Genomic DNA, 14762 nt, shown 5'->3' on the forward strand with positions numbered 1-14762 from the left:
TTGCAATCCCGATTCATTGACACTGGGTCAAGTTCAACTTGCTGGTCAAGTTGCCGGCATCGTAACTGGCAACGCCAATTTGCCCGCCCTGCTCGACGCCATGCGCTTCAATACCGTTGTAATAGATGGTTGGCGAGTCGGCCTCTTCAAAGAAGTACATGCCGTACTTCAAGCCATCCCACGCTTTCCCGGTATTGTCCTTGAACGTGAACACCGGCTCCTGGCTTGCCGCAACGAGCTTGTCCGATGCATTGAAGCAATAGGCATCCCAACTGTTCGGGGTTTCCACGAAGAGCACAGGCTTGTCATTGACGTGGACAACACCCAATGTGTAGATCCCACTGTCCGGGTTCAACACCACAGTGCTCGGTCCCACGCCGCCATCGGCCTTCAGTTCGGCCGCCTTGATCGTATTGTTCCCGTTGACCGTGGAGGTGTAGACGATCGTGTCGCGCCCATTGTGCTTGAACACAACCGGGTCAAGGGCACTGTCGCCCAACAGTTTCTTGGGGGTCTCCCAACGCAGGCCATTGGTGCTGGTGGAACGATAGATCGCCGAGTAGGAGGCCGAACCATCTTCGGTCACGGAAAAGAACAGCTCATAGCGGGTTGCACCGTTTACCAGGTTCTTCCTGACAAACGGAAAGGCGTAGGCGCCTTTGAATGGAAGCAGCTTTTCATCGAAGATGTTGCCCTGCTTGACGTAGTCGGTGTCGTTCTGCGCGGTGGCCAGCTTGATCCTCCAGCGATGATCGTCGCCATACCCGGAGTACAGCATTGCGTTGGCATCGCCGACCTTGAAGACCGAAGGGTATTCGACATGCAGGGAGTCTTCCGACCCCGGCTGGACACGCACGACCGGCTCGCTGCTCCAGTTAAAGACACCACCGAACAGCAAGTTGTTTTTCCATGCATACCCCAAACCGGCTACTGCCACGACGGCAGCCGAAGCAAGTATCACGGCACGGCTCTTAGAGTTACTCACTTGCACACCCTTAAAATAAACGACGAATAAAGGAAATCCTGTACAGCAACCAGGCTGTGGCAAAAGCACAGAGGGTCGTCAGCACGAAGGTCAATGGCACTTCTATCAATGGCCTCATCAACGAGGGAGAGACCTTGGCGTATTGCGAGCGCAACAATTCCATGAAAATCGGATGGAGGATGTAGACCAGCAGCGTCAGCGGAGCCAGCCGCTTGAGCCCGGGAATCCTGACTTTTTGCGCGACTTGCAGGCTCAACCCCCAGACACCGATGGACATGGCGAAAACCGTCGGGCTGAAATAGCTGAAGAAGTACAGCTTCCACGTGTAGGCACTGCCAAAACCGTAGGCCAGCGCGAAGGTCCCGACCACCGTGACCAGGTAACCCAACCAGGCGATCATCGCGTAAGGCAGGTTGGGTCGAAACTTGTACAGGTAATACCCCAGCAGGAAGTAACTGATATACGACCAGGAGAAACTACCGCCATTGGGCGTGTACGTGCGGGAAAACGTGCTCCAGGCAAAGGTCACCATGGTCAGGGTGCACGTGGCGATGACCGCGTTGCGCAGGTCTTTCTCTTGCATGTTGACCACGGCCTGGGACAGCGGTGGCGCGATCAGGTAAAGCCCGATGATCAGGTAGAAGAAGTGCAAGTGGTAATACGGCTGCCCCAGGACAATGGCTCTCAAGAACGCGGTCCAGACAAAGGCCTGCTGGAAATACTTCATCCACAGGGCATAGATCACCGAAGAGATGAACAGCACAGCCAGCATGCGCGGCACGCGGGAGGTCAGGATATGGCGATAGGTTGTCTTGGCATTGCCGAGGATCAGCACAGCGCTCAGCATCACGAACACCGGCACGCACCAGTGAGTTAACGAGCTGACGGCGTCACCGAGAAACCAGGCCCACATGCTCAATTCGCCCTGCATGTAGATCGGCCGCGCGGAAACGTGCAGCAGCACTACGGCCAGGCAAGCGACCACCCGCACAAAATCCAGGTTCGAATCATGCGCCCGCACGGGCGAACCTGTTATGACTTGATTCATTGAACGAAAGCATCCCTGTTGAATTATTTGTAAGTCAGCACGCTGATAGGCACCTAGCGCTTGCGGTTTTCCATCGAGGCCGAGTACACGTTCGCGATTTCCTGGGCAATGCTGGCGCTGGAGAACTTCAGCTCCGTCACTTTCCGGATGACCCGACTGTTGAAGGTTTCCCGTTGGCGAGCCATCGTCAGCATCCCCTGGGTCAACTCATCAACGCTCATCCCCACGACATGCCCCAGCTGTGAATGCGAAACGATCTCGGCAGGGCCGCCGCAGCGAGTGGTGAGCACCGGCCTGCCGCAACTCATGGCTTCGATCGCCACCACGCCAAACGTCTCGCTTTCACTGGAGATCACCAGGAAATCGCATTCACGGTAGTAATCGACCAATTGCGTGCGGCTGGCGCGTCCGGAGAACTCCACGGCGTGCCCGATGCCAAAGCTGTCCACCAGGGCTTGGGCGTCCTCGAGTCCTTCCCCGCTGCCCGCCAGGCGCAGGCGCAGGCGCGGTTCCGACTGGAGCGCTACGGCGAAGGCTTCCAGCAGTACCGGGACTCGCTTGACGGGCACGAAGTGACCGACCCACAACAAATGGATCAATTCGTCGCGCGTGACCGCTTGTTCGCCAAACAGCTCGGTATCGACCAGGTTGGCGATCACTTGCGTATGGACACCCGCCTTGAGCTTGACCTCCCGACGCATGTCCGAGAGCAACGCCGAACTGACCGCGATCACCTTGTCAGCCGCGTTCAGGGCCTTTTGCGTCATGCGGCGCAAGTAGCGCGTACGGGTCAAGGTCGTGAAAGGTCCGGTGTGTTCGGTAATGACCAACGGTACGTTCAGCTTGCTGGCCAGGCGGCGACCAGCGGTGCCGTCGGTGTAGGCGGTGTGGGCATGGATCAGTTCGAAATCGAAGTCTGCCCGCAACCACTCGGCCTGGCGTAGCAACCCATGGGAGTAAGTCGTGGCATGGGCCTGGAAAGGCAGCAGTGAACTGACGATATAGGGGAAGCGGATCAGCGGCACGCCTTCATGCTCCTCCCAGCCACTGATTTTCTGGGCCCGGTAGATATTCAGCGCACGCCTGATCGCCTTGGGGTTGACGGTGTTGATCCAGAACGGCTCGCCGCTGACCACGCGGGCGTCGATGCCCTGGGCCCTGAGGGCCTTGACCTGCTCATGGACAAAAATCCCGCCAACCATGTTGTATTCGCGAGGATACATATGCGACAGCACCAGGACCTTGCGTGGCTGGTTCACCTCCCTGTGCAGGCCTTCCCCCAGGCGGATATGCAACGCATCGACCAACATCTGGTATTCGGTTTTCTCCTCCACCAGGCCGTTGATGGTCATGCCCAGGCTCTTGACCTTGGCCTCCAGCATTTCACGCTGGCTTTCCAGGCGCTCGGACAAGTCATTCAAGTGCTGCGTAACACGGTGTTTTTCTGCCAATTCGTGAGAACGCGCCGAAACTTCCATGTTCAGACTTTCCAACTCCAGGCTCAACGTGGTTTTTTCCAGCGCCAGAACTTCGATCCGCTCAACGGCGTTCTGGTATTCAAGCGCGATGATCTGTGCCTGATTGACTTGCGACTCAAGCGCTTCGATCGTCATGGTCAGGTCGTGCTGCCTGAGTTCGAGTTCGCTGTTTTTCTCGATCCAGTGTTCTTTTTGCAGCAGCGCCGAGTCATACAGGCCCTGCAGGCTCTTCAACTGCTGATCACGCGACTGGAGCTCACGCTCGAGGGCATCTCGCCGAGCTTCGAGTTCATTGGCAAGGTGGCTCAGTTGTTCAACCTTGAGCGTGAGTTGCTGAATCTCGAACCGATAGGCTTCACCGTGGTGCCGAGTCCCGTCGAGCTCGGCCTGCAGGTTCGCTATCTGCGAGCAAAGCCGTTCGTTCTCGCTCGCCAGCGCCTCGACACGAACTTCGCCGTTGCTGATCAGTACTTCCTGGGCCGAGGCCCTTTCGCTGAGTTGGGTGTAACGGTCTTCCAACTCGGCGCGCTTGTCCTCGAGTTCATTGGCCAGTGTGTTGACCCTGGCCATCGCCTGGGTCTGCTCGAGCAGCGCTCGTTCTTTTTCCTGAAGCTTGTCCTCAAGGGCCGAGCGCGTAATCTCCAACTGCTCGGTCAGGGCCGAGAACTTGCTTGCCTCTTCACGCATTTGAGCGACGCTGGGATCATCGCCCAGGCAACAGGCAATGATCTTGCGCTGATCGGCCTCCTCGAACGTCATCTGCAATTGCAAGTCGGCGCTGGGGTGAAGCATGCGCAGGATGCAGCCATGGGGACCGAACGGAACCGGGGCCAGCTGATAGGTCCCGGTCTCATTGTCCCGAGGGCAGCTGACGTAGCGCCCGCGAACGTGATCGTAAACCTCAAGGGATTCCAGTTCGCCCACTTCCACCTGCACCGATTCGGGACGCCGGGGAACCGTGACTATGCCGTAATCGGCGTCGCTCTGGATACGGTAGACGCTGCGCGGATAATTGAACGGATTGTCCCGCAGGGCCAGACTGGACAATGCGAAACCCGATTCATCGAAGGATGCGTCACTATCGGGCGTGGCCCAGTGGCTTGTCGCCGCCGCGCCGCGCTCGAACAACACCAGAATTTCACTGGTGTCGGGCATCCTGCGCAGCCCTTGCGCCGACTGCATCGCCTGCAACGCCTCGAAACGGCGCTGCACCATCAGGGCGGAGCTCGACCGCTCCACGGGCCCGCGGCGGGTGGAGCAATGAGGGCAGATACCGTCCTCGAACGGGTAATCCAGGCCCGACAAGGCACGCGACGCCTCGACTATCTTGGGGTCTTCAAACGTCCACGACTCACCGGAAAACCGTACGTCCACCGCCGAGAATACCGGGGCGAACAGCGATATCGCGTCCTCCAGCGTATAGCTGCGCTGATGCAGATGGGCGTGATAACGCGTGCCACACGCCGGGCAGGTGATTTCGGCCGCCTCGAGCAGCTCGCGGTAAGGAACCGCCACCAGGATATAGCGTGCCGATACCCGGGCAATCTCGGCCAGGGCCTGAGCATAGATGGAGTCGGGCAAATGCTCGATCACATCGCTGGAAAGCGTCAGGTCAAAACTGCGGTCGCCAAACGGGATCGCACACAAGTCGGCCACCAAGGCGGGCGCTTGCACGCGCTTGACCGCAGCCTCACTGATATCGCAGCCCACTACGTCCCAGCGTGGCACCAGTCGATTGGTCACGGTACCGTTGCCACAACCGGCGTCGAGAATGGTGTTTACCGAATCGGGGATCAGTTCGATCAGATCCTCGGCAACGGCGACCTGCTCGGAAACCGCGTTGCGGCTCCACAGGTCGGCCTGGGCAAAATAACTGATCTCGGAACGCTTACTCATTCAACGGATTCCAGATTGACCCATTCCACCGGGTGCACGACCAAACCGCGCTCCATGCGCACATCCAAAGGCGCCGTCACACGAATGCGGTATTGACGATCATGGACGTCCAGCGGGTGTTCGCCGCTCGCCTGGCTCTCGGTCATGCCATCGAAAATACCCACGGAGATCACGTAGTCCCCCACGCCGACCATCAGCGGGTCGAACTGCGCCTTGACCAGCCCCGTGCGTCGGTCCCGCGTGGACGAAATGAACGGCGACACAACCTGCGCCACGCAGCGCCCGTCCATGCCATAGATGCAAATGATGAACGACATACAGGGGATATCGACCTTGGCACCCCATTTCACGTGGACGTAAAGTGGCTCGCCGAAAGAGAACACGCGCCGTGACTCTTGATGCCGATCCAGAAAGTCGACGCCGTCGATCCAGGCACTGCCTTCGCCGTATTCAAAATCGGACCGCTCGGCCACGGCCGGAGCATTGTCGGTCGCCGAAGGCACGAAGGAGCTGAGAGCAAAACGCTGGCTGATCATCTGCCCATTCTCGGCAGCCGGCTCCAACGTGCCGATGGTGATGTATTCCAAGCCATCGAATATCTGGCAGTAGACCGTTTCGCCCGCCCCCGTGCCGGTGTGCCGGATGGTCACGGCAAACTCACCCAACTCGCCCAGCCCCAACGGGACCTTGATGCTGACGGGGGCATGCTTGTATTGCCCGCCACAGTCCTTGAACTCCCGGTAGCTGATCCCTTCGGAGGTCTTGCTTGGCGCCCCCCAGTTCATGTAGCCATGGGCGGTCAACAGGTGCAGCCGTTGGTTACGGTCATCGTCCAGGGCTTCTCCAACCAGCACGTTGTCGATGACTTCACCCTTGTGCTCGAGCGTCATCTCGAACACCGCCAGGGGAGTTGTCGGCGCATCGTCGGCAGCGGAGATGAAACGCAGCACCGACACGCGGTCGACTTCGGTGTCGGTCAGCAATTCACTGACATCCCCACGACTGAGCTTCAGGTTGATCGCCCTCAGGCGCAGCTCTTCCTGCTTGCGGATGGACGCCGCATAGGAGCGGCCGATCTCGATCGGGTCGCCATCGGCGACAATCCTGCCGCGTTCGACCCAAATGGCGCGATCACAGATCATCTGCACGGCGGACATATCGTGGGAAACGAACAAGACGGTAGAACCTTCCGCCGTCAAGGTACGCATCCGCTTGGCGGACTTGCCGGCAAAATACGAGTCACCGGCGCCAAGAATCTCATCGATGATGAGGATTTCCGGGCGTATGGCCGTGGCTGCCGCAAAGGCCAGTCGCGAGTACATGCCGGATGAATAAGTCTTTACCGGCTTATCGATGAATTCCTCAAGCTCAGCGAACTCCAGCACATCGTCAAGCAGTTTCCTGGCACGAGCCCCCGTCACACCCTGGTAGGCGAAAGACGACATGACGTTGGTGCGACCGGTGAACTCGGGGTGGAACCCCGTCCCCAGCTCCATCAACGCCTGGACTTTGCCACGTACCTTGACCGTGCCTTCGGTCGGCTGGATGAGCCCGGCGATCAGCTTGAGCATCGTACTCTTGCCGGCACCGTTGCGCCCCACCAGCCCCACGCGTTCCCCGGGCTTGATCGTCAACGACAGGTTGCGCACCGCCCAGAACTCGTCGTAGGTCGACCGGGCCACGGGAAAACCCAGCGCCTCAACCATACGATGGCGTGGCGAACGGAAAATCCGGTACATCTTGGCGATGGAGGCTAGTTCAATGATCGGCTCAGACATAATCGGCAAATAACGGCTTCAATCGCGAAAAGACAAATCCACCCAAGAAGAAAGTGGAGAACGAAATGACGGTGAAAATGGCCAGCAGCCCAGGCTTGATGACCCCGATGAACGCCGCATCCCGATACAGCATGATCAGGTAGTACAACGGGTTGGGGTACATGAAGGGAATGAGTTCCTTGGGGATCATTTCCTGCGTATAGGCGATAGGCGATACCAGCATCAGGAACAGGATAAGCACCGCGACCATCTGACTCAGGTCGGGTACGAACACATTGATCGCCGAGAGTATCCAGATCAGGCCCACCGTGAAGATGATCTGCAGCACCAATATCAAGGGGATCGCCAACTGCGTGGAATGGACGATGCCACGACTCCACAACACCATCAGCAACATCACCAGCCCCACCAGCATCGTCACGCTGCTGGCCAGGACGGTCTTGACGGGAATCAGGTCGATCGGGAACAGCGTGTTCTTGATCAGCCCCTTGTTGCCAAGTACCGATCCCACCCCGCTGCCCAGTGCCTCGGAAAAACCGAGAAAGGGCACCAGGCCACAAAATATCAGCAGCACGTAGTCGAAGGTGCCGAACTCCGCGACCCGTACACGATAGATCATCGTGTAGACCACGGCATACAGGCCGAGGAACAGCAACGGGTAGAGGAAGATCCACGCGACACCAAAGATCGTGCCGATGAAGCGGCTGCGTATATCGGTCAAGGTCGTCGCCCACAACACGTGGATGTGACGCCAGATGATTGAAATCGGATTCATGGCCGGGTGCTTTCCAGGATAGCGACGATGCGTGCGGCGGCGGTACCGTCGCCGTAGACATCTGCCTGGCCTTCAGGGATAGACCGGTTGGCCATTGCCGTTTTAATCGCATTGCGATTGGCACCGACCAACTGGTTGAAGCCCAGCTCGACAGTTTCGACCCATTCCGTTTCATCGCGCAGGGTGATGCACGGCACCCGGTAGAAATAGGCCTCTTTCTGCACGCCGCCCGAGTCGGTCAGGATCACGTTGGCCGCCTGCTCAAGGGCAACCATGTCCAGGAACGGCAACGGGTCCACCACCTTGATGGTGCTCAGGTGATGTTCCAATGCATGGGTCTTGAGCAGGTTGCGCGTACGTGGGTGCAGCGGCAGAACGACCGGCATCTGCGCGGCAATGTCGGCCAGAGCGGCCATGATTTCACCCAGGCGCTGAGGATCGTCGGTGTTTTCAGCACGATGGCATGTCGCCAGCGCAAAAGCCCCCTCCTTCAAGCCCAGCTGCGCCATGACCTGGCTTTGCGCCTTGGCGCGCTCGCGGTAGAACAGCGCCACGTCGTACATGACGTCGCCGACGTTGTGCACCCCTTCGCGGAGCCCTTCCTTGGCCAGGTTATCGACGGCCAGGGCCGTGGGGCACAGCAGCAGCGTCGACACCCGGTCGGACAGGATACGGTTGACCTCTTCCGGCATGCGCATATTGAACGAGCGCAACCCTGCCTCGACATGGGCGACGGGAATGTGCAGCTTCGCTGCCGCCAGCGCGCCCGCCAATGTCGAGTTGGTATCACCGTAGATCAACACCCAATCCGGTTTTTCCTCAAGGAGGATCTGCTCGATCCCTTCAAGCATCCGCCCCGTCATCACGCCATGGGTCCCACCGGACACTTCAAGGTTGTACTTGGGTGCCGGGATCTCCAGTTCGTCGAAGAAAACCTGGGACATGTTCGGGTCGTAATGCTGCCCGGTGTGCACCATGACTTCCACCAGGCGTTCCGGATGCTTGAGGATTTCCCGGGAAACCGCCGCGGCCTTGATGAATTGTGGACGAGCGCCAACGATGGTTACGATCTTGCAGGTCATACGCGAAGGCTCTCTTTCAAGGTGTCGACAATAAGGCGCTGGGAAGGCTCATCGAGGTAGGGGTGCATGGGCAGGCTCATGACGCGGGCGGCGATCGCATCGCCGACCGGCAGGTGTGCCTGCTCGTCCCGGACCGCGGGTTGGCGATTCAGGGGGATGGGATAATGCACGGCCGTAGGGATGCCGGCACTCGCCAGGTGTTTCTGGACAGCATCGCGCGAAGCCACTTGCACCGTGTACTGGGCCCAAGCACTCTGGCTGGTCGCCGCCACGAACGGAGCGGCGATGTCGGCCTGCTCCAGCAATCGGGCATAACGTTGCGCGACGTCCTCGCGCTGACGCAGCTCGGTCTCGAACACGTCCAGCTTGGGCAGCATGATCGCCGCCTGCAGCGTGTCCAACCGGCTGTTCACGCCGACGCGAACATGGTGGTAGCGACGGTCCTGGCCATGCCGGGCAATCTGCCGCAGCACCTTGGCCAGGTTCTCATCGTTGGTGAACATCGCACCGCCATCGCCGTAGCAGCCCAAGGGCTTGCTCGGGAAAAAACTGGTGCAGCCAATGGTGCTCAGGTTGCAGGAGCGCTTGCCTTTATAAAGCCCGCCGAAGCTTTGCGCGCCATCCTCGATCACCGGGATGCCATGCCGGGCTGCGATGGCATTGATCGCGTCGAAGTCGGCGCACTGGCCGTACAGCGAGACCGGGATAATCGCTTTCGTTTTCGGCGTAATGGCCGCTTCCAGCAGCGCGGGATCCAGGTTGTAGGTCTTGGCGTCGACATCGACGTAGACCGGCTTCGCTCCGAGCAAGGCAACGGTCTCGGCCGTGGCGATATAGGAAAATCCCGGAGTGATGACCTCATCGCCCGGGCCAATGCCGAGCGCCATCTGCGCGATCTGCAGGGCATCGGTCCCATTGGCGACGCTGATGCAGTATTTGGCGCCGGTAAAGGCTGCCAGGCGCTCTTCAAGCTCATTCACTTCAGGGCCAAGGATGTATTGCCCATGGGCCATGACACGCTGGACAGCCGCGTCGATTTGCACCTTGATCAGCGCCTGCTGAGCCTTGAGGTCAATGAACTCGATCACTGCTTGTTCTCCTTTTTAAGCACATTCCCACTGAGCACATACGTGGCCCCGGAATGGGCGCACGGCGCAGAGCCTTCTCCGCTCAACGGCAAGTCCAGCTGCTCGCCGAACTCGCTCATCCAACCGATCTGCCGGGCAGGGACACCGACCATCAGGGCATAGGCGGGTACATCACGATTGATCACCGCACCGGCTCCCACGAAAGCGTAATCGCCGATGGTCACACCGCAGACAATCGTGCAGTTGGCTCCCAGCGTCGCGCCCTTCTTGATCAGGGTGTCGCGGTATTCGTTTTTTCGCTCAATGAGCGAACGGGGGTTGTAGACGTTGGTGAACACCATGCTCGGTCCACAAAAAACGCCCTCTTCAAGGGTGACGTTATCGTAGACGGAAACATTGTTCTGGATCTTGCAGTGGTCGCCGATCACCACCTTGTTTCCGACAAACACATTCTGGCCAAGCGAAACGCCGCGACCGATGCGCGCGCCACCGCAGACGTGGACAAAGTGCCAGATACGGGATTGCTCGCCGATCTGGGCGCCATCATCGATGATCGCACTGGGATGCTGGTAGTAGTTCACGTTTGAGTCCTGATGTACGTCATGGTACGCATATACAAAAACAGCGGGTTACCGCAATGCTGGCAACCTGCTGTTTCATGTTGCCACCATGTTCCCTGGGCTTACTTCAGCCCTGCTACGAACGGGTGACCTTCGCCTTCTTGGGCGCGAGTCGGGGTCAAGGTGCGAATGGTCTCCACCGTTTCAACACAGTGCCGCGCATCTTCGATGCCGTAGCCTTTGCCATCCAGGACCGCCTGGTAGCTGACCGTGTGCAGGTCGGTGAAGCCTTCGGAGAACTCGATTTCCTCGCCATCACACGTAATGGAGCGGTACGTCGGTTTCTTGCCCTTCACGGACGCCGGCAGGTCATCGGCGTCGATGGAAAGGAACCAACGCACGCGGGCATTTTCGTATTCCAGATAGCCAGCCGCCTTGAAATCGTTGGCGTAGTGAACGACGTTACGCTGCAATTTGCCGAAGATGAAATGCAGCATGTCGTAGAAGTGCACGCCAATGTTGGTGGCAACGCCGAACGACTTGCGAGGGTCGCCTTTCCAGCTTTCCATGTACCACCGGCCCCGGCTGGTGATGTAGGTCAGGTCGACCTCATGCTTGTGGGCGCGCTTTTCGACCTGGACCCGATTTTTCAGGTCGATGATGGCCTGGTGATGACGCAGTTGCAGGATGTTCCACAGGCGCTTGCCCGTCTCCCGCTCGGTCAGGCTCAGGTCGTCGAGCATGGCGGTGGTCGGCACCAGCGGCTTTTCGCAGATCACGTCGCAGCCCAGGCGCAGCCCCGCGGTGATATGCGGATGATGCAGGTAGTTGGGGGAGCAGATCGAAACGAAATCCAGCGCCGTGGCAGGATCGCGCTTGAGCCGCCAGGCGTAGTCATAAAAGCGCTCGAATTCTGTGAAGAACTCGCTTTGTGGCGACAGGCTATCGATGATCCCGACCGAATCATTGATGTCGTAGGCGCAGACCAACTCGTGACCGGTGTCTTTGATAGCGCGCATATGGCGCGGGGCGATATAGCCGGCAGCACCGATAAGAGCAAAACGTTTCATGGAAAGACCTCAAAAAAGGGGTATTGCCTCGAAGCGGGACCGGCAGGCGGGGCAAGCGCAAGCCCGCTTTCTGCTGGTCCGACCCTGTAGACCGGCTGTCAGGCCTTGATGATATGTGCCGCGGGCGTACGGTACTTGCCACGGCTGTCAACGATCAGGCGAGCGGCGTCCTTGATCAGCTCGTAGTCGAACTTCTCATGGTCTGTGGCGAGAATCACTGCGTCGAACGACGCCAGGTTATCCGCCGTGAGCGGCTCACTCGACAGCGTGAAATGGTGCTCACGCATCTTGGGGAATACCGGGACGTGCGGGTCGCTGTAGGCAACGACGGCGCCCTTGGCTTCGAGCAGCTCCATGATTTCGACCGATGGCGACTCGCGCATATCATCGACGTTCTTCTTGTAGGCAATCCCCAGGACCAGCACTCGGCTGCCTTTGAGGGCCTTGCCTTCGTTGTTCAATCCGTCCATCAACTTGCCGACCACATACTCCGGCATGGCCTGGTTGACTTCGCCGGAAAGCTCGATGAAGCGCGTATGCAGGCCATACTCGCGAGCCTTCCACGTCAGGTAGAACGGGTCGATCGGGATGCAATGGCCGCCCAACCCGGGCCCAGGATAATACGCGGTAAAACCGAAGGGCTTGGTGGCCGCGGCGTCAACCACTTCGAAGATGTCGATGCCCATGCGATCGGCCACGACCTTCATCTCGTTCACCAGACCGATGTTCACCGCGCGATGGATATTCTCCAGCAGCTTGGTCATCTCGGCGGCTTTGGTGGAACTGACCGTCACGACCTGGTCGATGGCCTGCTCGTAAAGGGCGATACCGACCTGGAGGCAGTTAGGTGTGTGGCCACCGATGACCTTGGGAATGGTACGGGTTTCAAAATCGGGATTGCCCGGGTCTTCTCGTTCGGGGGAGTAGACCAGGAAGATGTCTTCGCCAGTGACCAGGTTGCCTTCCTCGACGCGAGGCAGGAGCTCTTCCTCGGTGGTGCCCGGGTAAGTGGTGCTTTCCAGCGAAACCACCTGACCGGCGCGCAGATAAGGCTTGATGGCGTCGGTGGTGTTGATCACGAAGCTCATGTCCGGCTCGCGATATTTGTTCAGCGGCGTCGGCACGCACAGAATGAGCGCATCACATTCGCTGACCTTGCTGAAATCGCTCGTCGCCATGAAGCCCGTCGCCCGTGCTTGGGCGATATGGCTGCTGGCAATGTGCTCAATGTAGCTCTGGCCCGCATTGAGTTTGGCCACTTTATCGGTATCGATATCGATTCCCAGGACGCGGAAACCGATAGCGTTGTAGCGAAGCATCAACGGCAATCCGACGTAACCCAGGCCTACGATCCCGATTACCGCATCCTTACTCTTGAATTTAGCAATACTTGCTTCGACCACACCCATCTACCCAACCACTCCCAACAAAATGAAGAACTCCATATGTACGACATGTTACCAAGGCGTGGCCGCCTGCTCATAGGACAAATCCCGATCTTTGCAAAAGTCAGGAAAATTCCTACGATCTGGTCGCACACGATCAGCGCCGCGGTTCGCCCCTCAATGCGCGGGTGAACGGCGGCGGATCAAAGGTTCTCGGGGCGACGAACGGCAATAAAGAGTGGCCGTTTTTTGCACGGAGGGGCGCAAATCGCCCGCACAGCTATTTTTTCTTGCGCGGCCCGGTGTTGAACACCGGCACTTTACGCACAGGCTTGACCGAAGGCTCCACCGGCGCCGCATCACCGCTGTCCACCCATTTGCCCAGGTTACGCTTGCCGCCACCGCCGGCGGTTTTCGGTTTCTTCGGCTTTTTCGGTTTCTTGATGACCTGGCCGCTGGCGTCAGTTTCCGGGACCCGGTGTTCCGGCTCGAAATCATGCTCCGTTTGCCGGGGCAGCGTCTGACGAGTCAGGGTTTCGATGGCTGACAGCAGATTCACTTCGTCGGCGCAGACCAGGGAAATCGCTTGCCCGGTCGAGCCCGCCCGACCGGTACGGCCAATGCGATGGATGTAGTCCTCGGCCACGATCGGCAGGTCGAAATTCACTACCAACGGCAAATCCTCGATATCCAGGCCACGGGCGGCGACGTCGGTGGCGACCAGGATCTGCACCTCACCCACTTTGAAACGGTCCAGCGCACGCTGGCGCGTGGCCTGGGGCTTGTCGCCGTGGATGCCATCGGCGTTGACGCCCAGGCCCTGGAGTTTTTCCACCAATGCATCGACCCCGTTACGGGTCTTGGCGAACACCAGCACCTGCTTCCACTTGTCCTTGCGCATCAGGTGCACGAACAGTTCCGGCTTGCGCTTCTTGTCCACCGTCACCACCCATTGCTTGACGGTGTTGGCAGCCACGTTGCGCGGGCTCACTTCGATGCTCAGCGGGTCGTTGAGCATCTGCCCGGCCAGCAAGCGGATCGCGTCGGAAAAGGTCGCCGAGAACAGCAACGTCTGGCGCTTCTTCGGCAGCGCCCGGTAGATATTCGCCAATTCCTCGGAGAAGCCCAGGTCGAGCATGCGGTCGGCTTCGTCCAGCACCAGGGTTTGCAGCTGGTTGAACTTCAGCGCGTTCTGGCGGAACAGGTCGAGCAGGCGCCCCGGCGTGGCGACCAGCAGGTCGACGCCTTTGCGCAGCTTCATCATCTGCGGGTTGATGCTGACGCCGCCGTACACCGCGTAGGTGCTCAACGGCAGGTTCTGCGCGTACTCACGCACGCTTTCATGGACCTGCTCGGCCAGTTCGCGGGTCGGCACCAGGATCAGCGCCCGCACCGAGTTGGCCGCCACTTTCGGTCCTTCGGTGGTCAGCAACTGCAACAGCGGCACGGCGAAACCGGCGGTCTTGCCGGTGCCGGTCTGGGCCGCGGCCATCAGGTCACGACCGGCCAGCACCGCCGGCATGGCCTGGGCCTGCACCGGGGTCGGGGTCTGGTAGCCGAGCGCGTCGAGGGCGCGCAGCAAGGGTTCGATCAGGCCAAGGGAGGCGAAAGTCATGG

10 protein-coding genes and 1 pseudogene are annotated in these 14762 nt (G+C 59.3%); all 11 read right to left on the reverse strand.

Translation table 11 applies throughout. The features are described 5' to 3' along the window. Positions 1-13: 13 nt before the first annotated feature. Positions 14-898 carry a hypothetical protein gene (locus VM99_08070; GenBank protein ID AKJ98017.1) on the reverse strand — a complete coding sequence of 295 codons (885 nt, stop codon included), beginning with the start codon at positions 896-898 and terminating at the stop codon, positions 14-16. Positions 899-995: 97 nt separating this feature from the next. Continuing rightward, positions 996-2006, reverse strand: coding sequence for a hypothetical protein (locus VM99_08075; protein AKJ98018.1), 1011 nt, complete (start codon positions 2004-2006; stop codon positions 996-998). Positions 2007-2086: 80 nt separating this feature from the next. Next, positions 2087-5407, reverse strand: a complete 3321-nt coding sequence (locus tag VM99_08080; GenBank protein ID AKJ98019.1) for a hypothetical protein — start codon at positions 5405-5407, stop codon at positions 2087-2089. Between the two features lie 1037 nt (positions 5408-6444). After that, a pseudogene (locus VM99_08085) lies at positions 6445-7185 on the reverse strand (hypothetical protein). Further along, entirely contained in the window at positions 7178-7960 is a 783-nt protein-coding gene (locus VM99_08090; GenBank protein AKJ98020.1) for an ABC transporter, read from the reverse strand. The pseudogene VM99_08085 and the gene VM99_08090 overlap by 8 nt, the downstream one beginning before the upstream one ends. After that, entirely contained in the window at positions 7957-9042 is a 1086-nt protein-coding gene (locus VM99_08095) for a UDP-N-acetylglucosamine 2-epimerase (GenBank protein ID AKJ98021.1), read from the reverse strand. The genes VM99_08090 and VM99_08095 overlap by 4 nt, the downstream gene beginning before the upstream one ends. After that, entirely contained in the window at positions 9039-10130 is a 1092-nt protein-coding gene (locus tag VM99_08100) for an aminotransferase DegT (protein ID AKJ98022.1), read from the reverse strand. The genes VM99_08095 and VM99_08100 overlap by 4 nt, the downstream gene beginning before the upstream one ends. Further along, positions 10127-10711: a serine acetyltransferase gene (locus VM99_08105; GenBank protein AKJ98023.1), complete on the reverse strand. Its 585-nt coding sequence runs from the start codon at positions 10709-10711 to the stop codon at positions 10127-10129. Before VM99_08105 ends, VM99_08100 begins: the two co-directional genes overlap by 4 nt. A gap of 101 nt (positions 10712-10812) precedes the next feature. Beyond that, a complete protein-coding gene (locus VM99_08110) occupies positions 10813-11760 on the reverse strand; it encodes an oxidoreductase (GenBank protein AKJ98024.1) in 948 nt (315 codons plus the stop codon). Between the two features lie 98 nt (positions 11761-11858). Beyond that, positions 11859-13169, reverse strand: a complete 1311-nt coding sequence (locus VM99_08115; protein ID AKJ98025.1) for a UDP-N-acetyl-D-glucosamine dehydrogenase — start codon at positions 13167-13169, stop codon at positions 11859-11861. Between the two features lie 256 nt (positions 13170-13425). Then, positions 13426-14760 carry a DEAD/DEAH box helicase gene (locus VM99_08120; protein AKJ98026.1) on the reverse strand — a complete coding sequence of 445 codons (1335 nt, stop codon included), beginning with the start codon at positions 14758-14760 and terminating at the stop codon, positions 13426-13428. Positions 14761-14762 lie beyond the last annotated feature (2 nt).

The sequence above is a fragment of the Pseudomonas chlororaphis genome (assembly GCA_001023535.1).
GTDB lineage: Bacteria > Pseudomonadota > Gammaproteobacteria > Pseudomonadales > Pseudomonadaceae > Aquipseudomonas > Aquipseudomonas chlororaphis_E.

Bases quoted from the DNA above. Each gene is read 5' to 3' on its own strand.
- VM99_08090 (AKJ98020.1), bottom strand. From the start codon at position 7,960: ATGAATCCGATTTCAATCATCTGGCGTCACATCCACGTGTTGTGGGCG.
- VM99_08095 (AKJ98021.1), bottom strand. From the start codon at position 9,042: ATGACCTGCAAGATCGTAACCATCGTTGGCGCTCGTCCACAATTCATC.
- VM99_08115 (AKJ98025.1), bottom strand. From the start codon at position 13,169: ATGGGTGTGGTCGAAGCAAGTATTGCTAAATTCAAGAGTAAGGATGCG.
- VM99_08080 (AKJ98019.1), bottom strand. From the start codon at position 5,407: ATGAGTAAGCGTTCCGAGATCAGTTATTTTGCCCAGGCCGACCTGTGG.
- VM99_08110 (AKJ98024.1), bottom strand. From the start codon at position 11,760: ATGAAACGTTTTGCTCTTATCGGTGCTGCCGGCTATATCGCCCCGCGC.
- VM99_08120 (AKJ98026.1), bottom strand. From the start codon at position 14,760: ATGACTTTCGCCTCCCTTGGCCTGATCGAACCCTTGCTGCGCGCCCTC.